General features: G+C 64.5%; 21 protein-coding genes. 11 read left to right on the top strand and 10 right to left on the bottom strand.

Annotated elements, in window-relative coordinates; translation table 11 throughout:
- Positions 1–67: 67 nt before the first annotated feature.
- Together AC0L2L_RS22920 and AC0L2L_RS22915 are read right to left on the bottom strand one after the other, a co-directional pair.
- Positions 68–1,441 carry a glutamate--cysteine ligase gene (locus AC0L2L_RS22920; protein ID WP_473581379.1) on the bottom strand — a complete coding sequence of 458 codons (1,374 nt, stop codon included), beginning with the start codon at positions 1,439–1,441 and terminating at the stop codon, positions 68–70.
- 148 nt (positions 1,442–1,589) lie between these two features.
- Positions 1,590–2,324 (bottom strand): 16S rRNA (uracil(1498)-N(3))-methyltransferase, encoded by a 735-nt coding sequence (locus tag AC0L2L_RS22915; RefSeq protein WP_473581530.1) that lies wholly within the window; start codon positions 2,322–2,324, stop codon positions 1,590–1,592.
- 142 nt (positions 2,325–2,466) lie between these two features.
- On the opposite strand from AC0L2L_RS22915, the gene AC0L2L_RS22910 reads away from it, so the two are divergent.
- Entirely contained in the window at positions 2,467–2,862 is a 396-nt protein-coding gene (locus AC0L2L_RS22910; protein ID WP_473581378.1) for a GFA family protein, read from the top strand.
- A gap of 10 nt (positions 2,863–2,872) precedes the next feature.
- Here AC0L2L_RS22910 and AC0L2L_RS22905 read toward each other — a convergent pair whose 3' ends face one another.
- Positions 2,873–3,502, bottom strand: a complete 630-nt coding sequence (locus AC0L2L_RS22905) for a hypothetical protein (RefSeq protein WP_473581376.1) — start codon at positions 3,500–3,502, stop codon at positions 2,873–2,875.
- An 86-nt stretch (positions 3,503–3,588) separates the two neighbouring features.
- On the opposite strand from AC0L2L_RS22905, the gene AC0L2L_RS22900 reads away from it, so the two are divergent.
- Together AC0L2L_RS22900 and AC0L2L_RS22895 are read left to right on the top strand one after the other, a co-directional pair.
- Positions 3,589–4,287: a type 1 glutamine amidotransferase gene (locus AC0L2L_RS22900; RefSeq protein ID WP_473581375.1), complete on the top strand. Its 699-nt coding sequence runs from the start codon at positions 3,589–3,591 to the stop codon at positions 4,285–4,287.
- 294 nt (positions 4,288–4,581) lie between these two features.
- Positions 4,582–4,713 (top strand): hypothetical protein, encoded by a 132-nt coding sequence (locus tag AC0L2L_RS22895; protein WP_263481599.1) that lies wholly within the window; start codon positions 4,582–4,584, stop codon positions 4,711–4,713.
- 48 nt (positions 4,714–4,761) lie between these two features.
- Here AC0L2L_RS22895 and AC0L2L_RS22890 read toward each other — a convergent pair whose 3' ends face one another.
- The 3 genes from AC0L2L_RS22890 to AC0L2L_RS22880 form a co-directional block, all read right to left on the bottom strand.
- The gene (locus AC0L2L_RS22890) at positions 4,762–5,529 is read right to left on the bottom strand and encodes a metallophosphoesterase (protein WP_473581374.1); all 768 of its coding nucleotides are present in this window, start codon (positions 5,527–5,529) and stop codon (positions 4,762–4,764) included.
- 61 nt (positions 5,530–5,590) lie between these two features.
- A complete protein-coding gene (locus tag AC0L2L_RS22885) occupies positions 5,591–6,727 on the bottom strand; it encodes an alpha-hydroxy acid oxidase (RefSeq protein WP_473581372.1) in 1,137 nt (378 codons plus the stop codon).
- Between the two features lie 20 nt (positions 6,728–6,747).
- The gene (locus AC0L2L_RS22880) at positions 6,748–7,551 is read right to left on the bottom strand and encodes an FCD domain-containing protein (RefSeq protein WP_473581370.1); all 804 of its coding nucleotides are present in this window, start codon (positions 7,549–7,551) and stop codon (positions 6,748–6,750) included.
- Positions 7,552–7,759: 208 nt separating this feature from the next.
- Between AC0L2L_RS22880 and AC0L2L_RS22875 the strand changes: the two genes are divergently transcribed.
- The 4 genes from AC0L2L_RS22875 to glcF all read left to right on the top strand — a co-directional run bounded on the left by AC0L2L_RS22875 (position 7,760) and on the right by glcF (position 13,590).
- Positions 7,760–9,082, top strand: a complete 1,323-nt coding sequence (locus AC0L2L_RS22875; protein ID WP_473581368.1) for a DUF3422 family protein — start codon at positions 7,760–7,762, stop codon at positions 9,080–9,082.
- 164 nt (positions 9,083–9,246) lie between these two features.
- Positions 9,247–10,743 carry an FAD-linked oxidase C-terminal domain-containing protein gene (locus tag AC0L2L_RS22870; protein ID WP_473581366.1) on the top strand — a complete coding sequence of 499 codons (1,497 nt, stop codon included), beginning with the start codon at positions 9,247–9,249 and terminating at the stop codon, positions 10,741–10,743.
- A 239-nt stretch (positions 10,744–10,982) separates the two neighbouring features.
- Positions 10,983–12,200 carry an FAD-binding protein gene (locus AC0L2L_RS22865; RefSeq protein ID WP_473581364.1) on the top strand — a complete coding sequence of 406 codons (1,218 nt, stop codon included), beginning with the start codon at positions 10,983–10,985 and terminating at the stop codon, positions 12,198–12,200.
- Between the two features lie 64 nt (positions 12,201–12,264).
- Positions 12,265–13,590 carry a glycolate oxidase subunit GlcF gene (gene glcF / locus AC0L2L_RS22860; RefSeq protein ID WP_473581362.1) on the top strand — a complete coding sequence of 442 codons (1,326 nt, stop codon included), beginning with the start codon at positions 12,265–12,267 and terminating at the stop codon, positions 13,588–13,590.
- 4 nt (positions 13,591–13,594) lie between these two features.
- On the opposite strand, the gene AC0L2L_RS22855 is transcribed toward glcF, so the two are convergent.
- Both AC0L2L_RS22855 and AC0L2L_RS22850 read right to left on the bottom strand, forming a co-directional pair.
- Positions 13,595–14,515 (bottom strand): bifunctional 5,10-methylenetetrahydrofolate dehydrogenase/5,10-methenyltetrahydrofolate cyclohydrolase, encoded by a 921-nt coding sequence (locus AC0L2L_RS22855; protein ID WP_473581361.1) that lies wholly within the window; start codon positions 14,513–14,515, stop codon positions 13,595–13,597.
- A 407-nt stretch (positions 14,516–14,922) separates the two neighbouring features.
- Positions 14,923–15,663, bottom strand: coding sequence for a L,D-transpeptidase (locus AC0L2L_RS22850; RefSeq protein WP_473581359.1), 741 nt, complete (start codon positions 15,661–15,663; stop codon positions 14,923–14,925).
- 215 nt (positions 15,664–15,878) lie between these two features.
- On the opposite strand from AC0L2L_RS22850, the gene AC0L2L_RS22845 reads away from it, so the two are divergent.
- Positions 15,879–16,517 carry a DNA-3-methyladenine glycosylase I gene (locus AC0L2L_RS22845; protein WP_473581358.1) on the top strand — a complete coding sequence of 213 codons (639 nt, stop codon included), beginning with the start codon at positions 15,879–15,881 and terminating at the stop codon, positions 16,515–16,517.
- A 126-nt stretch (positions 16,518–16,643) separates the two neighbouring features.
- Here AC0L2L_RS22845 and AC0L2L_RS22840 read toward each other — a convergent pair whose 3' ends face one another.
- Both AC0L2L_RS22840 and AC0L2L_RS22835 read right to left on the bottom strand, forming a co-directional pair.
- The gene (locus tag AC0L2L_RS22840; RefSeq protein WP_473581356.1) at positions 16,644–17,027 is read right to left on the bottom strand and encodes a hypothetical protein; all 384 of its coding nucleotides are present in this window, start codon (positions 17,025–17,027) and stop codon (positions 16,644–16,646) included.
- A 26-nt stretch (positions 17,028–17,053) separates the two neighbouring features.
- Positions 17,054–17,290 (bottom strand): hypothetical protein, encoded by a 237-nt coding sequence (locus tag AC0L2L_RS22835; RefSeq protein WP_473581354.1) that lies wholly within the window; start codon positions 17,288–17,290, stop codon positions 17,054–17,056.
- Between the two features lie 235 nt (positions 17,291–17,525).
- On the opposite strand from AC0L2L_RS22835, the gene hisS reads away from it, so the two are divergent.
- The 3 genes from hisS (at position 17,526) to hisG (ending at position 21,121) form a co-directional block, all read left to right on the top strand.
- A complete protein-coding gene (gene hisS / locus AC0L2L_RS22830) occupies positions 17,526–19,028 on the top strand; it encodes a histidine--tRNA ligase (RefSeq protein WP_473581352.1) in 1,503 nt (500 codons plus the stop codon).
- 279 nt (positions 19,029–19,307) lie between these two features.
- Positions 19,308–20,426, top strand: a complete 1,119-nt coding sequence (locus tag AC0L2L_RS22825) for an ATP phosphoribosyltransferase regulatory subunit (protein WP_473581351.1) — start codon at positions 19,308–19,310, stop codon at positions 20,424–20,426.
- Entirely contained in the window at positions 20,423–21,121 is a 699-nt protein-coding gene (gene hisG, locus AC0L2L_RS22820) for an ATP phosphoribosyltransferase (RefSeq protein ID WP_473581349.1), read from the top strand. The genes AC0L2L_RS22825 and hisG overlap by 4 nt, the downstream gene beginning before the upstream one ends.
- Positions 21,122–21,140: the final 19 nt, after the last annotated feature.

Genomic DNA, 21,140 nt, shown 5'->3' with positions numbered 1-21,140 from the left:
CCTAGTTCGTTTCCATTCCTGATTGAAGCGGCTTTCGCCGCGCCACCGTCACGCGGATGCCGGACGGTTAATAGGCATACTCCATGAACACCGGCTCAATCGAGCCGCCCCAGCGCGTGTGGTAGGCCGACAGCATCTCCTCGGCGCTGGTCGTGCCGCGCGCCACGACCTCGTCGAGCGTGTTGAGGAACGACGTCTCGTCATAGCCGTCGCGGTTCTTCTTGCAGCGGTTCTTCAGGCCCATGCGCGAGATGGCGAGCACGTCGCGGGCGACGTCGCGCAAGGTGGCGTTGCGAAACGGCGCCGCAATGCCTTGCTCCGGCACGGAGTTGCGCATCGCCAGCGCCTCCTCATAGGTCCAGCTCGCCGTCAGCGCCTCGGCCGCGTCCAGCGCCTGCTCGTCATAAAGCAGCCCGACCCAGAAGGCCGGCAGGGCGCAGATGCGCCGCCACGGCCCGCCGTCGGCGCCGCGCATTTCGAGGAAGCGCTTCAGCCGCACGTCGGGGAACAGCGTCGACAGATGATTGGCCCAGTCGCCCATCGTCGGCAATCCGTCCGGTATTTCATTGCGGGCGGCGCCCGCCATGAACTGGCGGAAGGTGATGTGCGTCATGTCGTGATAGCGGCCGTCGCGGATGACAAAATACATCGGCACGTCGAGCGCCCATTCGACATAGTCGGCGAAGCCGAAATCGGGTGAGAAACAGAATTCGAGCATGCCGGAGCGCTGGTTGTCGGTATCGCGCCATATGTCGCCGCGCCAGCTCTGCAGCCCGTTCGGCCGGCTCTCGGTGAAGGGCGAGTTGGCAAACAGCGCCGTCGAGAGCGGCTGCAACTTCAGCGACACCTGCATCTTGCGGCGCATGTCGGTCTCGCTCTCGAAGTCGAGGTTCACCTGGATCGTGCAGGTGCGGTACATCATGTCGAGGCCCTTGGTGCCGACCTTCGGCATGTAGCGCGTCATGATCTCGTAGCGCGACTTCGGCATTTTCGGCGTCTCGGCCAGCGACCATTTCGGGCTGCCGCCAAGGCCGAGGAAGCGGATGCCCATCGGCTCGGCGATCTCGCGCACCTGCGCCAGATGCGCGTTGCCCTCGCGGCAAGTCTGGTGGATCGACTCCAGCGGCGCGCCGGACAGCTCGAACTGACCGCCGGGCTCCAGCGAGATCGCGCCCTGGCCCGTCGGCTCGACAAGGCCGATGATGCGGCCGGCATCCATGATCGGATCCCAGCCCAGCTTTTGCTGCATGCCTTCCAGGATGGCGCGGATGCCGTGCTCGCCGCCATAGGGCACCGGCGCGTTGCCGTCGACATAGAAGGGGAACTTCTCGTGCTCGGTGCCGATGCGCCATTTGTCGCGCGGCTTGTTGCCTTCGGCCAGATAGCCGACGAGTTCGTCGACGCCCTCGACGGGCTGGAAATCGGTTGTGTCGCGCGCCATGGTCAGCCCTCCGCAGCGGTCAGTCGACCGCCGGCGCTAGATGGACGAAATGTCAGTAGGCGATCAAGCGAAAAATCGTGAGCCAGAGGTCAAGTGGATTTGAACGGCGGCGGCTCTTCCTTCTCCACCTGTGGGAGAAGGGAAGATCCTACCAGTCGCCGATCGTCGCCTGGATCGCGGCCAGCGCGGCCACCGCGGCCGTGTCGGCGCGCAGGATGCGCGGCCCGAGCGGGATGGCGGTGACGAAAGGCAAGGCCCTGAGCATCTTGCGCTCATCGTCGGAAAATCCGCCTTCCGGACCGACCAGCAGCGCAAGCTTTTTCTCTTTGACCGACTGCAAGGCCGGCAGCGGATTGTTGGTCGAGGCGTCCTCGTCGCAGAAGATCAGCCGTCGCTCCTTGTCCCAGTTGGCGAGCAGCCGTTCGAGCTTCTCCGCTTCCCGCACATCCGGCACCGCCAGTATGCCGCATTGCTCGGCCGCTTCGACGACATTGGCGCGCAGCCGCTCGATGCCGGGTTTTGCCACCTGCGTGTGTTGGGTGATGACCGGCTGCAGCACGCCCGCGCCCATCTCGACCGCTTTCTGCACAAGGTAATCGAGCCGTCCCTGCTTGAGCGGCGCGAAGCAATAGACGAGGTCGGGCAGCGGCGGCTGCGGCCGCTGCAATTCCAACACCCTCAGCCGCACCGCCTTCCTGGACCTGGCGGCGATCAAAGCCGACCATTCGCCGTCGCGTCCGTTGAAAAGCAGGACTTCGGCGCCTTCGCCGAGCCGCAGCACATGGACAAGATAGTGACTTTGCTGCTGTCCGGCGTCGAATTCGAGTCCGGGTCCGAGATTGCCCGGCACAAACAGCCGCTGCATTTTGTAGTTGGCGCGCATGGCCGAGCAATGGGCGAGGCGAACTTCGGCGTCAAGCCATGCGCTGGCGTGCGGAAAAAACGACAAGCCGGTCGCAATAACGACGGCCCTTCGCCGTCCGCTCGCGCAAGTTGAGGCAATGCGACGTTCCGGGAGATTGCCGATGGACAAGATTACGCGTGGCGGCTGCCTGTGCGGCGCCATCAGATATGAATTGAGCGGCGAACTGCGTCCCGTGGTTGCGTGTCATTGCAACCAATGCCGAAAAGCCAGCGGTCACTATGCCGCCGCCACCCAGGTCGAGCAGGCACGGGCGACTATCACCGGCAACAGTTTGCGCTGGTTCAAATCGTCCGATCACGCCGAGCGGGGGTTCTGCTCGGTATGCGGTGGCAACTTGTTCTGGCGCCGGATCGGGAGCCCGCTGCTATCGATCTGGGCCGGAACCATTGACGGCAAGACCGGCCTGAAGATGGAAAGCCAGTTATATCCGCAGTCCGCCGGCGACTACTACGATCTGCCGGCAGTCTCCGTTGTGACGCAAGCGGAACTGAAATAAAGGCTCCCGTTCAACCTGCCCAAACTGGAAGATACCCCTGGCGAAGCACGGCCACGGTCGTCGGAGGCGTGATTACAAGCGGATCGGCGAGCTCCGGCGCGCCTGGACGGATTGCCGGTCCGTAACCTGCGAAGCTCCATGGCAGCGCGGCACCATTGCGCAACGCGTAAGGTCTGCCGCCTGAAGAGATCATCGTGCCATCCGGCAGGTCTGCGAGCGAAGTGCAGCTTGTCGCGCGACCACCCGACGCCAAACGCTCCTTATGCAGCCTTTTATCGACGATCGGCGCGCGCGGCTCGGCGATTCCAAAGGCACGACCGAAGCGCCCGACGAAGTCGGTTGCCCGTTCACGCCGGCAGAAGAAGCAGGGTCGGTGACCGGCGGCCAATGCCGTCACTTCGTCGAGGAAGAACAGCTCGGTCCAGCCGGCTTTTCCTCCTGGCCGGTTGCGGCCCATCGGTTCGCGCCGCACATTGCGGAACTGGCACACGCAGATGATCCAGGCCGGCAAGGCCCAGCGCTTCTTCAGCAGCGTCCTGGTTTCGGGGTCGTGGATGATGCCGCGATTGCCGGTGAAAAGGCCGCGCTCCGGCACGGCATGGATGGCGCCGAAGGGATCGACCCGGTTCTGCAGTGGCATAGCTTTCTCTTCGGCTGCGCATCTAGGCTGAAATACGGGCCGTATGATATCGCTCACCCCGGTGTTTTCATGTCAGCAGGTTTTCAATGCGGGTTTTGGTTGTCCAGAATTTCGACAATGAGGGCCTCGGCCAGATAGGCGCGGCCCTTGTGGAAGCCGGCGCCGACATTGATTTGCGAAAACCCTATCGCGGCGAGGCCTTGCCCGGAGACAGCACCGAGCATGATGCCATAGTGGTGCTTGGCGGCGCCCAGAACGCGCTCGACGACGAGATATGTCCCTACTTCCCCGCCCTGATCGACCTGACGCGCGATTTCGCCGGCAAGGATCGCTCGGTGCTTGGCATCTGCCTCGGCAGCCAGCTTCTGGCGCGCGCTTTCGGCGGCAAGAACCAGATCGGCGGCGCCACCGAGTTCGGCTGGCATAAGGTGTCGCTGACGCAGGTGGCGAAGTCGGACCCGGTGCTGGCGGCGCTGCCCGAAAAATTTCCGATCTTCGAATGGCATGACGACACGTTCAGCCTGCCGGAGAACGCCGTGCGGCTGGCTGGCAGCGCGGTCGCCGAAAACCAGGCGTTCCGCCTCGGTCGCGCCGTCTACGGGTTCCAGTTTCATTTCGAGGCGGACACGCCGATGGTGCGCGACTGGAGCACGTCCTTCGCGGCAATGATCGCCGAGCGACATCCCGACTGGAACGACCGGCTCGACGACGAGCTGGCCCGTAACGGCCCCGACGCCGACGCCGCCGGCCTGGCGATCGCCCGCGCCTGGGTAGCGACTATCTGAGCATCGAACCCGTCATCGGCCGGGGCGTGGCATAATTGGCACGCCTCAGCGCTTCCCTCTGGGGAAAACGCTCTTCATCCTTGGTTTGTGTCCGTCCGCTCGCCTAAGAGGGCGCGCTTTGTATCGTCGGTGCAACCGCCATGAACCTTTTGTGTGATCCAGCCGACACACCGGCGATACAGAATCTGCTTAGAAGCGCGAAATCGTCGAAACATTGAGACGCATTTTACCGTTTCAACGCATTGGTAACCGCCTCGTGCCCAGATGCAGAAAGCTTAACCAGAGATGACGTCCGTGAAAGCAGCTCTCCTGTCTTTTGTCATGCTGTCTGCCATCGTGCTCTGTGGCCTGGGCATTTATGCCGCCGACGCAGCGACCAACCACCGGGCCGTCGACGGCTATGGCGTCACCGCCTCGCTGAACTGAACTAAGCCTCGACCAAAATCGGAAACACGCCCTGTGCTGGGACAGCGTCTAGATCGCTTGTCCCTGGACGGTCAGGATGCGTTTGTCGCCGCCATTGACGGCAAGCGCGCTCAGCATTCCCGATTTCCAGGCAAGCGTGTCGACATTGACCCGGTTGGCCATCACCTCGGCTTCCGGGACGGGTGTATGCCCATGCACGATCACTTTTGAAAAAAGCCCTGGATGGTCGTGGAAGGCGTCACGGATCCAGATCAGGTCCTGCTGGCTTTGTTTGTCGAGCGGCACACCAGGGCGGATGCCTGCGTGGCAGAAGAAGAAATCGCCGAAGGTCACCGAAAAGACGAGCGAGCGCAGGAAGTCGACATGGCCGCGCGGCACGGCTTTCACCAGGGCCGCGTGTCCCCGCCGCACGGTTTCCGCCTTGCCGAACCAATGGGCATCGCGCGCAAGATCCACGCCATAGGACTGCGCCGTCTGTACGCCGCCGTAGTTCATGAACAGGCCGTCCGGCTCGGCATCGGCAAGAAATTCGAGCATGCCGATATCGTGGTTGCCGGCGAGCATGATGTTGCGAGCGTCGCGTTTTTGCGCCTCGATCAGGAAATCGATGACGCCTCTGGAGTCCGGCCCGCGGTCGACATAGTCGCCGAGATGGATGATGCGCCAGTCGGACGCGGGCGCATATTCCAACTCGCTCTCGATGTGCTGGTGCATGGCGGCGAGCAGGTCATGACGCCCATGCACATCGCCGATGGCGTAGAGTCGCATGCCGTCAGGCCCGCTTGCGTCGAGATAATGGATGCCGGTTTCGGTCACGGTGGGCGTCTTTTCGGTAAGGGTGCTGCCGCGAGGCTAATGCCGACCGATGAAGAACATCCTAGCGTCGCAATTGCTCCTTGCCCATGTCGGTGACGAGGCGCTTGCCGCACAGCGCCAGCGTGATGTCCATTTCCTTGCGGATGATTTCGAGCGCCTTGGTGACGCCGTCCTTACCCATCGCGCCGAGGCCGTAGAGAAAGGGCCTGCCGATATAGGTGCCCTTGGCGCCGAGGCAGAGCGCCTTGAGCACGTCCTGGCCGGAGCGGATGCCGCCGTCCATATGGACTTCGATCCTGTCACCGACCGCATCGGCGATTTCTTCCAGCACCGAGATCGAGGAGGCTGCGCCGTCGAGCTGACGCCCGCCATGGTTGGAGACCACGATCGCGTCGGCGCCGGTCTCGGCGGCCATCAGCGCGTCCTCCTTGTCGAGGATGCCTTTCAGGATGAGCTTGCCGCCCCAGCGCTCCTTGATCCAGGCGACGTCCTTCCACGACAGATGCGGATCGAATTGCTCTGTCGTCCAGGACGACAGCGAGGAGACGTCGCCGACCCCCTTGGCGTGGCCGACGATGTTGCGGAAGGTGCGGCGCTTTGTGCCGGCGATCCCCAGGCACCAGCGCGGCTTGAGGGCCAGATCGACGATGTTGGCAAGCGTCATCTTGGGCGGCGCCGAAAGTCCGTTGCGCACATCCTTGTGGCGCTGGCCGAGGATCTGCAGGTCGAGCGTCAGCACCAGCGCCGAGCATTTCGCAGCCTTGGCGCGATCGATGAGGTCGAGCACGAAATCCTTGTCGCGCAGCACATAGAGCTGGAACCAGAACGGTTTACTGGTAACCGAGGCGACATCCTCGATCGAGCAGATGCTCATGGTGGACAGCGTGAACGGCACCCCGAACTCTTCCGCCGCCTGAGCCGCCAGCATCTCGCCGTCGGCGTGCTGCATGCCGGTAAGCCCGGTCGGCGCGAGCGCCACCGGCATCGCCACCTTCTGGCCGATCATGGTCGATTCCAGCGAGCGGTTGCTCATGTCGACCAGCACGCGCTGGCGGAATTTTATCTTGCCGAAATCCTCTTCGTTGGCCCGGTAGGTGCTCTCCGTCCAGGCGCCGGAATCGGCATAGTCGAAGAACATCTTCGGCACCCTGCGGCGTGCCAGGTCCTTGAGGTCGGCGATGGTGAGGATTTCGCTCATGACAGGTTCCCCGCTGATGGCTAGGAGCGTTTGCGTGTGGGTTCGATATCGCCGGCATCGGAGCGCTGCCTGAGGCGCAACCTGGATACACGCTGCCAGTCGCCGCTACGCTCGGCTTCCGCCATCGAGCGCTCGACATAGGTGATGTGCTCCATCGCCGCTTTGCGCGCCGCGACGGGATCGCCGGCTTTGATCGCGGTGTGGATGGCGCTGTGCTGGTCAAGCAGCGCTTCGCGCGCGCCGGGAACGTTGAAGACCAGAAGCCTGTTTTGGAACACACCTTCCGACAGCAGCCGGTAGCAGGAACGCAGCGTGTGCAAGAGGATGATGTTGTGCGCGCATTCGCACACCGCATGATGGAACTCGACGTCGATTTCCGCCTCGTCATCGAAGTCGCCGGTCCGGTGCGCCTCGTCCATGCGCGCCATGATGCGGTCCAGCAAGGCCAGATCCTCCGGCGTTGCCCGGCGCGCCGCATATTCGGCCGCCACCGCTTCGATCTCGCGCCGGTACTCCAGATAGTCGGTCACCGCCTTGCGGTGCGTTGAAATGAGGTCCGTCACCGGCTTGGTGAAGAGCTGGCCGATGACGTCGGCGACATGCGTGCCGCCGCCTGGTCGCGTCGTCAGCAGGCCGCGGGATTCCAGCGCCTTCAGCGCATCGCGCAGGATCGGCCGCGACACGTCGAACTGGCGCGCCAGCTCGCGCTCGCCGGGCAGCCGGTCGCCGGTGCGCAGCACGCCTTCGAGGATCAGGCTCTCGATCTGCTGCACCACCTCGTCGGCGGTGCGCGAATGCTCGATCCTGGAGAAAATGTCGCTCAACGGAAGGCGCCTGGGAACGGGATGGATGTCGCGCAGGTTAAAGCCTCTGTCGCCAACTGGTCAAATTATTTATCCAATTCGTCCAACCCGGTCGAATCGCTCGCCGCGCGCCGGCGTCTCCGGCTGCTAATATTTGTTGTTTACGCGTCTTGCCGATTGCCGCAAGACGACCGGGTTGCACGAAGGGTCGAAAACAGGGGGACCAGCCGTGTCCGACGAGATGTCCAGTCTCGAATTCCAGCCGCGCGCCCAGGGCAGCGTGATGGGTTTTCCGGCGCATGAAGGGCGACCGGGCGCATTGGGCGAGGTCCATGCTCGTCCGCACCCGCTGATCGAAAAACCGCGCGTGCTCATCCAGCTTTCCTTCATGACCGAGGGCGGCACCGCGGTCGACCATGCCGTGCTTTCGGAACTGTCGCGGCGGCTGGGCATCGCCGCGCCCGAGCGCTACGCGCGCCATCACGCCATGAAGTGGGGCAAGGGGACGCTGCGCTGGGAGCGGCATACGGAATTCTCGACCTATCTCTGGGAAGGGCCGCTGGCCGAGAACGGCCGGGGCCAGGAGGATTCGCCCTTCGGCAACGGCTTCTCGCCCCCGGGCGCGGTGATTTCCGGCATCCGCCTCGAGATCCGCAAATGGACGCAGGCGAGCGAAAAGCTGATCGCCGGCTTCGACCCGACCAGCCTGTGTTATTCCCTGGTCGAGCGGGGCGCGGCCGCCATCATCACCGATTTCCGCCAGGACGGTGACGGCCTGACCCGGATGCTGGTGCTCGATCGCGGCCTGACGCCGGCCAGTACCGGTGCCTTGTCGCAGCGGCTGATCGACATCGAGAACTACCGGACGCTTGCCATGCTCGGCCTGCCGCTGGCGTTGACGCTGTCCGGCCGTGCCCGCCGCATCGAGGATCGCCTGGCGCAGACGACGCTGGAAATGAAAGGCGTCGAAACACGCGACAGCCAGACCTTGCTCGCCGGCCTGACCGAACTCGCCGCCGAGCTGGAGGCCGACGCCGCGTCCAGCCTCTACCGTTTCGGCGCCAGCCGCGCCTATGACGGCATCGTCACCGAAAGGCTTGAGGCGCTGGATGAAGAGCCGGTGCAGGGCTACGATACCTGGGCGGGTTTCCTACTGCGGCGCATGGCGCCGGCCATGCGCACCTGCCGTTCGGTCGAAGAGCGCCAGGCCAACCTGTCGCGAAAACTCACCCGCGCCACCACGCTGCTGCGCACCTGGGTCGACGTCGAGGTCGAAAAGCAGAACCGCGACCTGCTGGCTTCTATGAACAATCGCGCCCGGCTGCAACTGCGCCTGCAGCAGACCGTCGAAGGCCTCTCCGTCGCCGCCGTGTCCTATTATGTCGTCGGCCTCATCGGCTATGTCGCCAAGGGGGCCTCGATCTTCGGCCACGCTTTCGCGCCCGAAATCGTCACCGCGGCGTCTGTGCCGGTCGCCATCCTGCTCGTCTGGTGGGGCGTGCGCCGCGTGCGCAGGATGCACTCCGAACCGGCCAGACATCCGGGGGAGTAGCCTCCCCCTGGCAGGCCCTCAAGGGGGGAGAAAGCCAGCGGCAGATTGCCGCTGCGGAAGCTCACGGCTACGCTTGCCATCGGATGCAACCAAAGCAGCGTTTGCAACGAAACTGTCAGGCTGGTAAAAGATTTTGACCAGTCAAGCGAGATGAGGCCCGCCCGATGTCCGGCCTAGCCATGCCCAAGCCAGACGCCGAGACGATGCGCCGGCGCGCCGAGATCGTCGCCGACATGCGCATCATCGTGCCGGGCGAGGGGGTCGTCGACACGGCCAATGAAATGCGCGCCTTCGAGAGCGACGGCCTCACCGCCTACCGGCAGCTGCCGCTGGTCGTGGTGCTGCCGGAAACGGTGGCGCAGGTGTCGCGCGTGCTGAAATACTGTAACGACCGCAACATCCGCGTTGTGCCGCGCGGCTCCGGCACCTCGCTTTCCGGCGGTGCGCTGCCGTTGGAGGACGCGGTGCTGCTGGTGATGAGCCGCTTCAACCGCATCCTGGAGATCGACTATCCCAACCGCATCGTCGTCGCCCAGCCGGGCGTCACCAATCTCGGCATCACCACCGCCGTCGAGCAGGAGGGCTTTTATTATGCCCCCGATCCATCCTCCCAGATCGCCTGCTCGATCGGCGGCAATGTCGCCGAAAACTCCGGCGGCGTGCATTGCCTGAAATACGGGCTCACCGCCAACAATGTGCTGGGCATCGAGATGGTGCTGATGAACGGCGAGGTGGTGCGCCTTGGCGGCAGCCATCTCGACCAGGAAGGCTATGACCTGCTCGGCGTCATGACCGGTTCCGAAGGCCTGCTCGGCGTCGTTACCGAGGTGACGGTGCGCATCCTGAAGAAGCCGGAGACGGCGCGCGCGCTGCTGATCGGCTTTCCGACCAGCGAAGAGGGCGGCCAGTGCGTCGCCGACATCATCGGCGCCGGCATCATCCCCGGCGGCATGGAGATGATGGACCGCCCGGCGATCCACGCGGCGGAAGATTTCGTCCATGCCGGCTACCCGCTCGACGTCGAGGCGCTGCTGATCGTCGAGCTCGACGGTCCGAGTGTCGAGGTCGACCATTTGATCGGCCTCGTGGAGGCTATCGCCTACAAGAACGGCTCGACCACCTGCCGCATCTCGCAGTCCGAGCAGGAGCGGCTGAGCTTCTGGGCCGGACGCAAGGCGGCGTTCCCGGCGGTCGGCCGCATCTCGCCCGACTATTACTGCATGGACGGCACCATTCCGCGCAAGGAACTGCCGCGCGTGCTCGCCGGCATGCGCGACCTGTCGGAGAAATATGGCCTCGGCGTCGCCAACGTCTTCCACGCCGGCGACGGCAATCTGCATCCGCTGATCCTCTACGACGCCAATGTGCCGGGCGAGCTCGACAAGGCGGAAAGCTTCGGCGCCGACATATTGCGGCTTTGCGTCGAGGTCGGCGGCGTGCTGACCGGCGAGCACGGCGTCGGCGTCGAGAAGCGCGACCTGATGCCTGAAATGTTCAACCAGATCGACCTCGACCAGCAGATGCGCGTCAAATGCGCTTTCGATCCCAACCATCTGCTTAACCCCGGCAAGGTCTTCCCGCAGCTTCGCCGCTGCGCCGAGCTGGGCCGCATGCATGTGCATCGCGGGCAAGTGGCGTTTCCGGATATTCCGAGGTTTTGAGTGGATACGTCGGCGCTTGAACACCCCCCTCTGTCCTGCCGGACATCTCCCCCTCGAGGGGGGAGATTGGCAGCTTCGGCGCATCGCCTTCTCACCAACGTTGGCGATTGGCGAAACCTTTCGCGCCAGCCAATCTCCCCCCTTGAGGGGGAGATGTCCGGCAGGACAGAGCGGGGCGCGAAGGAACGCGACCTATCACCTCGCCCCCGCTTTGCGGGGGCGAGGAACTAGGTGCTTCCATGACCACCTTCACCCCTGCCACCTCCGCCGAAATCCTCTCCACCGTCCAATGGGCGGCGGCCGAGGAAACGCCGCTGGAAATCCTCGGTCATGGCTCCAGGCGTGGCATCGGTCGTCCGCAGCAGAGCGAACACACGCTCGATCTCTCGAAACTCACCGGCGTCACACTCTATGAGCCGGCCGAACTGGTGTTGTCGGCCAAGGCCGGCACGCCGCTCGCCGAAATCGAGCAATTGCTGACCGAGAACGGCCAGCAATTCGCCTTCGAGCCGATGGATTACGGCCCGTTGCTCGGCGGTGAGCCGGGCCAAGGGGGCAAGAACGGCTCGATCGGCGGCGTGCTGGCGTCGAACCTCTCCGGACCGCGCCGGCTGAAGGCGGGCGCAGCGCGCGACCACATCCTCGGCATCGCCGCCGTCTCGGGCCGTGGCGAGGCCTTCAAGTCGGGTGGCCGGGTCGTTAAGAACGTCACCGGCTACGATCTCTCCAAGCTGATGGCGAATAGCTGGGGCACGCTCGCGGTGCTGACCGGCGTCACCTTCAAGGTCCTGCCGGCCGCCGAAACCGAAGTGACCTTGGCCATCCGCGGCCTGCTCGACGATGCGGCGGTTGCCGCCATGGCGCTGGCGCTGGGCTCCAGCGCCGAAGTATCGAGCGCCGCGCATCTGCCGGAGCGCATCGCCGCGAAGGTTGCTGGTGGCAAGCTCGGAAGCGACGCAGCGACGCTGCTGCGCGTCGAGGGCTTTGGTCCGTCGGTCGTCTATCGCATAGAAGCGCTCAAGCAACTGCTCGGCAAGGCCGGTCCGCTGCAAGAGATTGGGGGCGAGGCATCGAAAGCCGTCTGGCGCGATATCCGCGATTGCATTCCCTTCGCTGATGGCGGCGCCAAGCCGGTCTGGCGAGTGTCGATGGCGCCGTCGCAGGCGCACCACATGGTGATGGCGCTGCGCATGCAGGCGGCGGTCGATGCCTTCTATGACTGGCAAGGCGGGCTGGTGTGGCTCTCGATGCGCGAGGACGACCCCGAGGCCGATCTGTTGCGCGGGCTGATCAGAAAATTCGGCGGCGGCCATGCGACGCTGGTGCGCGCGTCGGCCCCGCATCGCGCGGCCCTGCCGGTGTTCGAGCCGCAGCCGTCGCATCTGGCGGCGCTGTCGGCACGGCTCAAGGCCGAGTTCGATCCCAAGCAGATTCTCAACCCCGGCCGCATGGCCTAGAGCAATTTCAGGAAAAGTGTGAAACGGTTTTTCGTTCGGAATTGCGTCTAAACAGAGCATCGCAATGCAGACCAATTTCTCAGCCGCCCAGCTTGCCGATCCGCATGTCGCGGAATCGGAAAAGATCTTGCGCAAATGCGTGCATTGCGGCTTCTGCACCGCCACCTGCCCGACCTATGTGACCCTCGGCAACGAACTCGATTCACCGCGCGGCCGCATCTATCTCATCAAGGATATGCTGGAGAACGGCCGGCCGGCGGACAAGGAGATCGTCACCCATATCGACCGCTGCCTATCCTGCCTTGCCTGCATGACGACATGCCCCTCGGGCGTGAACTACATGCACCTGGTCGATCATGCCCGCGCCCATATCCAGGAGACCTACAAGCGCCCTCTGCTCGACCGGCTGACGCGCGCCATGCTGGGCTTCGTGCTGCCTTATCCAGGCCGCTTCCGCGCCGCGCTGAGACTGGCCGGGCTTGGCCGGCCGTTCATCGGCCTGTTCGAAAAACTGCCGGCGTTGAGGCCGCTCGCGGCCATGTTGAAGCTCGCGCCCTCGTCGATACCTCCGGCGTCGCCGTTTGCCTCGCCCGGCACGCATGCCGGGCAGGGCGCAAAGCGTGGCCGCGTCGCCATCCTCACCGGCTGCGCGCAGTCGGTGCTCGACCCGGCCATCAACGAAACCACCATCTCCCTGCTGACAAGGCTGGGCGTCGAGGTCGTCGTCCCGGAAGGCGAGGGCTGCTGCGGCGCGCTCGTCCATCACATGGGCCGCGAGGATCAGGCGCTTGCCTCGGCAAGGCGCAATGTCGACGCCTGGACCGGCGCCATCGAGAAGGGCGGGCTCGACGCCATCATCGTCACGGCATCCGGCTGCGGCACGACGATCAAGGATTACGGCTTTATGTTGCGCCTCGATCCAGCCTATGTCGAAAAGGCGGCGCGGGTTTCGGCGCTGGCCAAGGACGTCACCGAATATCTCGCTGCTCTCGACCTGCCTGAGCCGGCGCGCAAGCCGGGCACGATCGTCGCCTACCATTCCGCTTGCTCGATGCAGCACGGCCAGAAGATCACCCGCCAGCCGAAGGAGCTTTTGACCAAAGCAGGCTTCGTCGTGCGCGAGCCGCGCGAGGGGCATCTCTGCTGCGGCTCGGCCGGCACCTACAACATCCTGCAGCCGGAGATCTCGGCCAGGCTGCGCGACCGCAAGGTCCGCAATATCGAGGCAACGGGCGCCGAGATCGTCGCGACAGGCAATATCGGCTGCATCACGCAGATCGCATCCGCCGCGAAGCTGCCGGTGGTGCACACGATAAAATTGCTCGACTGGGCTTATGGCGGCCCGAAGCCGGAAGGCGTTTCTGACACCAAGCTTGTCGCCGCCGAATAGTGAGCTATTCCGCCGCGAGTTGGTCCGGTACGCCGTAGGTGGCGCGGTAAAGCGCCCGCTGGCGGTTGAGCGCTACCATGGTGTTGCGCAGCAGGATCGCCACGGTGAGCGGGCCGACGCCGCCGGGCACCGGCGTGATCCAGGACGCGACTTCCTTTACGCTGTCGGTGTCGACGTCGCCGACGATGCGGCTTTCGCCGTCAGGGCCGATCTCCGAATTGATGCCGATGTCGATGACACAAGCGCCCGGCTTCACCATGTCGGCCTTGATCAGCCGCGGCTTGCCGACGGCGACGAACAGCGCGTCTGCGCGGCGCGCGTGCGCTGCCACAGAGCGAGTCATGTGGTGGCAGACCGTCACCGTCGCGCCTTCGCTCATCAAAAGGAAGGCGATCGGCTTGCCGACGATCTCGGAATGGCCGACGACGACGACTTCGAGTCCCTTGAGATCGAGCCCGGTTTCCTTGAGCAATTCGACCGAGGCCGCCGCCGTGCAGGGCGCCAGATCGAGCTGGTTGTAGACGATGTTGCCGATCGAGGCCGGATGCATGCCTTCGACGTCCTTCAGCGGATGCACCGCCGCCTGCAGCGTCTTGATCGGGATATGCACCGGCACCGGCCGCTGGATGATGATGCCGGTGACGCGCGGATCGGCGTTGAGGCCATGGATCGCGGCTTCCAATTCACCGGCGGTGATGTCGGCGGCGAAGCGCCGCTCCTCGAAGGAGATGCCGGCGAGTGCCGCCTTGGCGCGCTGGTTGCGCACATAGACGTCGACCGCGGCGGTATCGCCGACGGTGATCGAAACCAGCTTCGGCGGAAAGCCTTCGGCTGTGGCGATCGCCGCGTCTTCGCGCACCGAAGCGATGATGCGCTGGGCGACCGGACCGCCTTTCAGGTAACGGCTGTCGTCGGTCCTGATCATGGCTGACACCTCTGCCTCTGGAGCAATTCGAGGAAAAGCGCCGAAGCGGCTTCCCGTCCGGAATTGCGCAACAATTGAGATTTGTGCACTGCAATAGCAGAGGATTGCCGGGAAATCAGCCCCGGAAACGAAACGCCCTGCTTTCGGGGCGACCTGTCGCACTATGCCTATCGCCCAAAAGTGCGAGCGGTTTTGGGAGAACGACAGGCATCAGACAAGAACTCAAAATCGAAAAGGCAGCGCGGTTGCCCGCGCTGCCTTTTCGTGACCGGCCGTATCCCCACACGACCCGTCCCCCGTTAACTCGTTGCCAGTCTAAGCATCTCTTCCAGAAGAGCGCTATGGCTTAAGGGCAACACCAGGCACCAAAAACGACCATTTGCCCCTGACCGGCTGATTCGTGATGACTATATCACCTCGACCGTGGTTCCGACATTGACGCGCTCGTAGAGGTCGACAACATCTTCGTTGCGCATGCGGATGCAGCCGGAAGACACCGCGCCGCCGATCGTCCAGGGTTGGTTGGTGCCATGGATGCGGTATTCGGTGGTGCCGATATAGAGGGCGCGCGCGCCCAGCGGGTTCTCGATGCCGCCGGCAAGGTAGGTCGGCAGGTAACGGCCCTTGGCCGCCTCGCGCTTGATCATCACCGCCGGCGGGCGCCAGTCGGGCCACACCTTCTTGTCGGTGATCTTGTGCGTGCCCGACCATTCGAAGCCGGGCTTGCCGGTGCCGACGCCATAGCGGCGCGCCTTGCCGTTCTTCTCGACTAGATAGAGGAAATTCTGGTGCGTATCGATGACGATGGTGCCCGGCTTCGCCGGCCCGTCATAGGCGACTTCCTGCGGCAGGTAGATCGGATTGATCTGCGGCCGCGTCACCATGCGCTTGGCCGGCTGCTGCACGGCCGCCGTGCGCTGCTGGTCGGGCTGCGCCTGGAACAGTCGGCGCAGCGGCTGCTGCGTTGCTTGCCGGGTCGGGCGCACGATGCCCGGCGCATGGCCAAGCTGCAGCACCCAGGGCGCCGAAAGGTCAGGGCTCACCGTCACCGGCGGCATGTCGGCATAGCGGTCATTGGCAAGGGAGGTTGTGGCGCCGGCGGCAAGAAACGCCGCGGCACCGAGCAGGGAACAAAACGCTGTCTTCATCGGAACGCACCTTGATCGTCGAACTGATCCGGGGCGGGGAGGCACCCTCGGTTTCGCGATCCTTGGCGCGGAGCGGCAAGCAAAACATGAATCGGGATGCGTAAAATGCCGCTTTGTCAGTAAACCTTTTGGTGTGGTTACCGGCCGGTTCAGGAATCTGGTAAAGCCGCGGTAAACTCGGCGCTGAAGCGCATTAACGAATGGACTTGCTAGCGATGGCAACTCAACATGCCGGCATTCTCGATGGCCCAGACGGCAAGGCGCGCTGCTTTTGGCACGGCAACCTGCCGGATTATCTCCACTACCATGACCATGAATGGGGCCGGCCGGTAACGGATGACCGCCGGCTCTTCGAAAAGATTTGCCTGGAAGGCTTCCAGTCGGGCCTGTCGTGGCTGACCATCCTGCGAAAGCGCGAGAACTTCCGCGAGGCCTTCGCCGGCTTCGACTTCGACAAGGTGGCGGCGTTCACCGATGAGGATATCGAGCGCCTGCTCGGAAATGCCGGCATCATCCGCCATCGCGGCAAGATCGTCTCGACCATCAACAACGCCAGGCGCGCCCGCGAGATGGTGGACGAATTCGGCTCTTTGGCCGCCTGGTTCTGGAAATTCGAACCTAGTGCGGAAGAACGGCCGTCAGTCGTCGACCTCACGCATCTGCGCGCCAATCCGACGACGGCCGTGTCAGTCAGGATCTCGAAGGAATTGAAAAAACGCGGCTGGAGCTTCGTCGGCCCGACGACCGTCTATGCCTTCATGCAGGCGATGGGCCTGGTCAACGACCATCTCGAAGGCTGCTACTGCAGGGCAGAGGTGGAGAACGAGCGCAGGAAGCTGAAGCGCCCGAAGTAGCGTCACCCTCCACCTCCCCCTTGTGCGGAGGTCGCGCCGAAGGCGCGGGTGGGGGTAGAAAGAGTCTGCCAGACCCCCACCCCGACGCTGCGCGTCGACCCTCCCCACAAGGGGGAGGGAAAGCGCTCACTTCTCGTACCGTCCCTTATGGCCGCTGCCGTTGATGTTCCAGACCAGGCTGGAGCCGGACACCGTCAGCACCAGCCCGCTGAAGCCGCTATCGTCGGGCGTGTGATGCGTGGAGGCGGAACTGCGGCCGGCCGGGATGACCTCGACGATCGAGCCCCTTCTCACCCAGCAGCCCCTGCCGTACTGGTCGTTGGCGCCGTAGGCGAGCGCGAATTCGAAGCCGCCGTCTTTCTTCAGCAACAGCTCCGAGCCGACCTCCATGACGCCGTTCAGGTAATAATGGCCGGCAAGACGGGCGTCGCCCAGCTGGCAGGCGTTGGCCGCGCCGGTTGCGCCAACGGCCAGCGCGCCGGCAAGCGCGCACGCAAATTGCAACTGCATTATGATCCCCCGATCGCTGAGTGAAGTCAGAGGCTGCCAGCGCCGGTCAGAAAAAGCCCAGCGATGATCGCCGCCATGGCGGCGAATGCCGGGTAGATCACCAGCAGGCCGGTCACCAGCGCATCGCCCACCGCAGGCTTACGCGCCTGCGCCGACACTTCGAACGGCCCGGCCGGCTGCTGCACCGGCGTGAGGGCGACGCTGCCGGCAGGCCGCAGCCTGACCGATTTGCCGCTCTCGATGATGTCTTTAGCCGTCGTCATGACCCCGAACCCCTTGTTTCGGTGTGCTTTATGGTCGTCGATTGTGTCGGCAGCATGCCGCGCCGATGGCGGAATTGTTTCGTTTTTGGTGTGGTTTTGTTTCGAAGGCACAGCCTTTATCTCCCGCACATGGGTCCACCCTTGCCGCACCAACCGGCATCGGGTAGGACACGCGCGCCTCGGAAATAGGAAATTTCCTATCCATGGCGCACCATGAAACGCCGAGTACATGCACATGGCCGACAAATCGGAAAAGACGAAAGCGCGGCTGCCGCGCGGTTTTGCCGACCGCAGCGCCGAAGACATCCGCGCCGTCGAAAAGATGATGGCGACCATCCGCTCGGTCTATGAGCTCTACGGCTTCGAGCCGGTCGACCAGCCGATGATCGAATACACCGATGCTTTGGGCAAATTCCTGCCCGACCAGGATCGGCCGAACGAAGGCGTGTTCTCATTCCAGGACGATGACGACCAGTGGCTGTCGCTGCGCTACGACCTGACCGCGCCGACCGCGCGCTTCGTCGCCGAGAATTTTGAAAGGCTGCCGAAACCCTACCGCAGCTATCGCTCGGGCTGGGTGTTCCGCAACGAGAAACCAGGCCCCGGCCGCTTCCGCCAGTTCATGCAGTTCGACGCCGACACGATCGGCACGCCGGGCGTCGCCGCCGACGCCGAGATGGCGATGATGATGGCCGATGTCATGGAAGCGCTCGGCATCAAGCGCGGCGACTACGTCATCCGCGTCAACAACCGCAAGGTGCTGGATGGCGTGCTGGAGGCGATCGGGCTGGGTGGTGAAGAGAATACGGGACGCCGGCTGACGGTACTGCGCGCCATCGACAAGCTGGACAAACTCGGCCCGGAAGGCGTGAAGCTCCTGCTTGGCCCTGGACGATGGGATGGCGGCAAGGAAGGCGAAGGCGATTTCGCCAAGGGCGCCGGGTTGAATGACGCACAGGCCGAAGCGGTTCTTTTAGCAACGGCCAGGAACGGACAGGTCGGCCAGGATTCCGGCGTCAGCGCCAACGCCATGTATCAGGAAGGCGTGGGCGAACTGGCAACGATCGAAGCTCTGGTCAGGGCGGCAGGATATGGCGAAAGCCGTATCGCCATGGACCGCTCCGTCGTGCGTGGCCTCGAATACTACACCGGCCCGGTCTTCGAGGCCGAGTTGTTGGCCGAGATCCCCAATGAGGACGGCCAGATCGTGCGCTTCGGTTCGGTCGGCGGTGGCGGTCGCTATGACGGGCTGGTCTCGCGCTTCCGCGGCGAGCCGGTGCCAGCGACCGGCTTCTCGATCGGCGTCTCGCGATTGATGACGGCGCTGAAGAACCTCGGCAAGCTCGATACCTCGGACGTCATTGCCCCGGCCGTCGTGCTGGTCATGGACAAGGACACGGAAAGCCTCGGCCGCTACCAGAAGATGGTCGCCGACCTGCGCGCCGCCGGTATCCGCTCCGAAATGTATCTCGGCGGCGCCGGCATGAAGGCGCAGCTGAAATACGCCGACCGCCGCGGCAGCCCGGTCGCCATCATCCAGGGCGGCGACGAGCGCGCCAAGGGCGAGCTGCAGATCAAGGATTTGATCGAAGGCGCTCGCATGTCGGCCGAAATCACCGACAACGCCGAATGGCGCGCGGCAAGGCCGGCGCAGGTGACTGTGGCGGAAGGCGAGTTGGTTGGCGAGGTGAAGAAGATTTTGGCGGCGCAGGCCGAGGAGCGGACACGTGGCGGATAAAGGTCGCGTTCCTTCGCGCCTCCCTCTGTCCTGCCGGACATCTCCCCCTCTAGGGGGGAGATTGGCAGCTTGGGCGTCGCGCCTCTTTCTGCAGCATTCAAAATTGGCGAAAGCCGGCGCGACATCTAATCTCCCCCCTAGAGGGGGAGATGTCCGGCAGGACAGAGGGGGGCGCCGTAGAGCGCCGACCTCGGCATTCCTTCCGGCACCCCTCATCCGTCTCGGCGCTGCGCGCCGATCCACCTTCTCCCACAAGGGGAGAAGGGAAGGGCGTGTCGCATGACCACCCGCCCCGCCATCGCCGCCGACATCACGAAGCTCTTCGCCGAGCGCGACACCCACGCCGTCGAAGTCGCCGTGCTACAACCCGCCGATCCGTTCCTCGACATGGCGGGCGAAGACCTGCGCCGGCGCATCTTCCTGACCGAGAGCGAGACCGGCAAGACGCTGTGTCTGCGGCCCGAATTCACCATTCCGGTCTGTCTCGACCACATCGCCAGCCAGGCCGGAACCCCGCGCCGCTATTCCTATCTCGGCGAGGTGTTCCGCCAGCGCCGCGAGGGCGGCAACGAGTTCTTCCAGGCCGGCATCGAGGATCTCGGCGACCGCGACACGGCCGCGGCCGATGCCCGTTCGCTGGCCGACGCGCATGCGCTGCTGTCGCTGGTGTTGCCTGGACGGCCGCTCGCCATCACGCTCGGCGACCAGACCCTGTTCGAGGCGGTACTGGCGGCCCTCGGCCTGCCGCGCGGCTGGCGCATGCGGCTTGCGCGCGCCTTCGGCTCGGCGCCGATGCTGGAAGCGGCCCTTGCCGACCTCGCCAACCCGCCGCGCAACAGCCAGCTCTCCGGCCCGGTCGCCCTGCTGGTGCTCGACGGCGATGCGGAAGGTCTCTCAGCGCATATCTCCGCCGGCATGGAGGAGGCCGGGCTGTCGGCGTCGTCCGGCCGTGCCCCGGCCGACATCGCGCGCAGGCTGATCGAGAAAGCGCAACTGCGCAGCGTGCGGCTGTCCGACGAGGCCTTCTCGGCGCTGAAGGGTTTTCTCGAGATCGACGTCGCGCTCGACGGCGCGACCGCGGCGCTCGAAAAATTCGCCGCCGATGCCGGCCTGTCGCTGGGACCGGCGCTGGAGAATTTCGCGGCTCGCGCCAAGGCGATAGAGGCGCATGGCCTATCCTCGGCGCAAATCCGCTACGACGCCGCCTTCGGCCGCCCGCTCGACTATTATACCGGTCTCGTTTTCGAGATTGCCGCGGGTGACGGCGATCGCCCGCTGGTCGGCGGCGGCCGCTATGACCGGCTGCTGACCCTGCTCGGCGCGAAGAAGCCGATCCCCGGTGTCGGCTTCTCGGTCTGGCTCGACCGCATCGAAGCCTTGCGGGAGGGCGCACGATGATCACGCTGGCGATCCCGTCAAAGGGCCGTCTCAAGGAACAGTCTCTTGAAGTGCTGGCCAGGGCCGGCTTGACTGTCGCCCTGCCCAAGGACGACCGCAAATACCGCGCCCGCATCGACGGCCTCGACGATGTCGAGGTGGCCTTCCTTTCCGCTTCCGAAATCGCCGGAGAGATCGGCCAGGGCGCGGTCGATCTCGGCATCACCGGCGAGGATCTTTTGCGCGAGAACCTAGCCGACTGGGAAGCGCATGCCGAGATCGTCGCTCGGCTCGGCTTCGGCCATGCCGATGTCGTGGTCGCGGTGCCCGACATCTGGCTCGATGTCGACAATATGGCCGATCTCGACGATGTCGCCGCCGATTTCCGCCAGCGCCACGGCAGGCGCTTGCGCATCGCCACCAAATACTGGCGGCTGACGCAGCAGTTCTTTTCGCTCAAGCATGGCATCCAGGTCTACCGCATCGTCGAAAGCCTCGGCGCCACCGAAGGCGCCCCGGCCGCGGGCCTGGCCGACGTCATCGTCGACATCACCACCACCGGGTCGACACTGCGCGCCAACCACCTCAGAGTGCTGGGCGATGGAGTGATACTGAGGTCGCAGGCCTGTCTCGTCGCTTCTAAGAAGAGCCGCGATGCAGCGGACGAGGCGCGGTTGCGGGAAATCGCCGCGAAAATGTCGATTGTAGGCAATTAATCGTCCGGCGGCGCCCCCT

Source organism: Mesorhizobium sp. WSM4832 (assembly GCF_055811115.1).
Note: the sequence above shows the minus strand (reverse complement) of the source record. Positions and strands in the feature narration are given on the sequence as shown.

Coding starts and splice junctions, on each gene's coding strand:
- AC0L2L_RS22835 (WP_473581354.1), bottom strand. CDS start 17,290: ATGACGACGGCTAAAGACATCATCGAGAGCGGCAAATCGGTCAGGCTG.
- AC0L2L_RS22870 (WP_473581366.1), top strand. CDS start 9,247: ATGTCCGGCCTAGCCATGCCCAAGCCAGACGCCGAGACGATGCGCCGG.
- AC0L2L_RS22850 (WP_473581359.1), bottom strand. CDS start 15,663: ATGAAGACAGCGTTTTGTTCCCTGCTCGGTGCCGCGGCGTTTCTTGCC.
- AC0L2L_RS22865 (WP_473581364.1), top strand. CDS start 10,983: ATGACCACCTTCACCCCTGCCACCTCCGCCGAAATCCTCTCCACCGTC.
- glcF (WP_473581362.1), top strand. CDS start 12,265: ATGCAGACCAATTTCTCAGCCGCCCAGCTTGCCGATCCGCATGTCGCG.
- AC0L2L_RS22840 (WP_473581356.1), bottom strand. CDS start 17,027: ATGCAGTTGCAATTTGCGTGCGCGCTTGCCGGCGCGCTGGCCGTTGGC.
- AC0L2L_RS22825 (WP_473581351.1), top strand. CDS start 19,308: ATGACCACCCGCCCCGCCATCGCCGCCGACATCACGAAGCTCTTCGCC.
- AC0L2L_RS22915 (WP_473581530.1), bottom strand. CDS start 2,324: ATGCGCGCCAACTACAAAATGCAGCGGCTGTTTGTGCCGGGCAATCTC.
- AC0L2L_RS22855 (WP_473581361.1), bottom strand. CDS start 14,515: ATGATCAGGACCGACGACAGCCGTTACCTGAAAGGCGGTCCGGTCGCC.
- AC0L2L_RS22845 (WP_473581358.1), top strand. CDS start 15,879: ATGGCAACTCAACATGCCGGCATTCTCGATGGCCCAGACGGCAAGGCG.
- AC0L2L_RS22910 (WP_473581378.1), top strand. CDS start 2,467: ATGGACAAGATTACGCGTGGCGGCTGCCTGTGCGGCGCCATCAGATAT.
- hisS (WP_473581352.1), top strand. CDS start 17,526: ATGGCCGACAAATCGGAAAAGACGAAAGCGCGGCTGCCGCGCGGTTTT.
- AC0L2L_RS22905 (WP_473581376.1), bottom strand. CDS start 3,502: ATGCCACTGCAGAACCGGGTCGATCCCTTCGGCGCCATCCATGCCGTG.
- AC0L2L_RS22885 (WP_473581372.1), bottom strand. CDS start 6,727: ATGAGCGAAATCCTCACCATCGCCGACCTCAAGGACCTGGCACGCCGC.
- hisG (WP_473581349.1), top strand. CDS start 20,423: ATGATCACGCTGGCGATCCCGTCAAAGGGCCGTCTCAAGGAACAGTCT.
- AC0L2L_RS22920 (WP_473581379.1), bottom strand. CDS start 1,441: ATGGCGCGCGACACAACCGATTTCCAGCCCGTCGAGGGCGTCGACGAA.
- AC0L2L_RS22900 (WP_473581375.1), top strand. CDS start 3,589: ATGCGGGTTTTGGTTGTCCAGAATTTCGACAATGAGGGCCTCGGCCAG.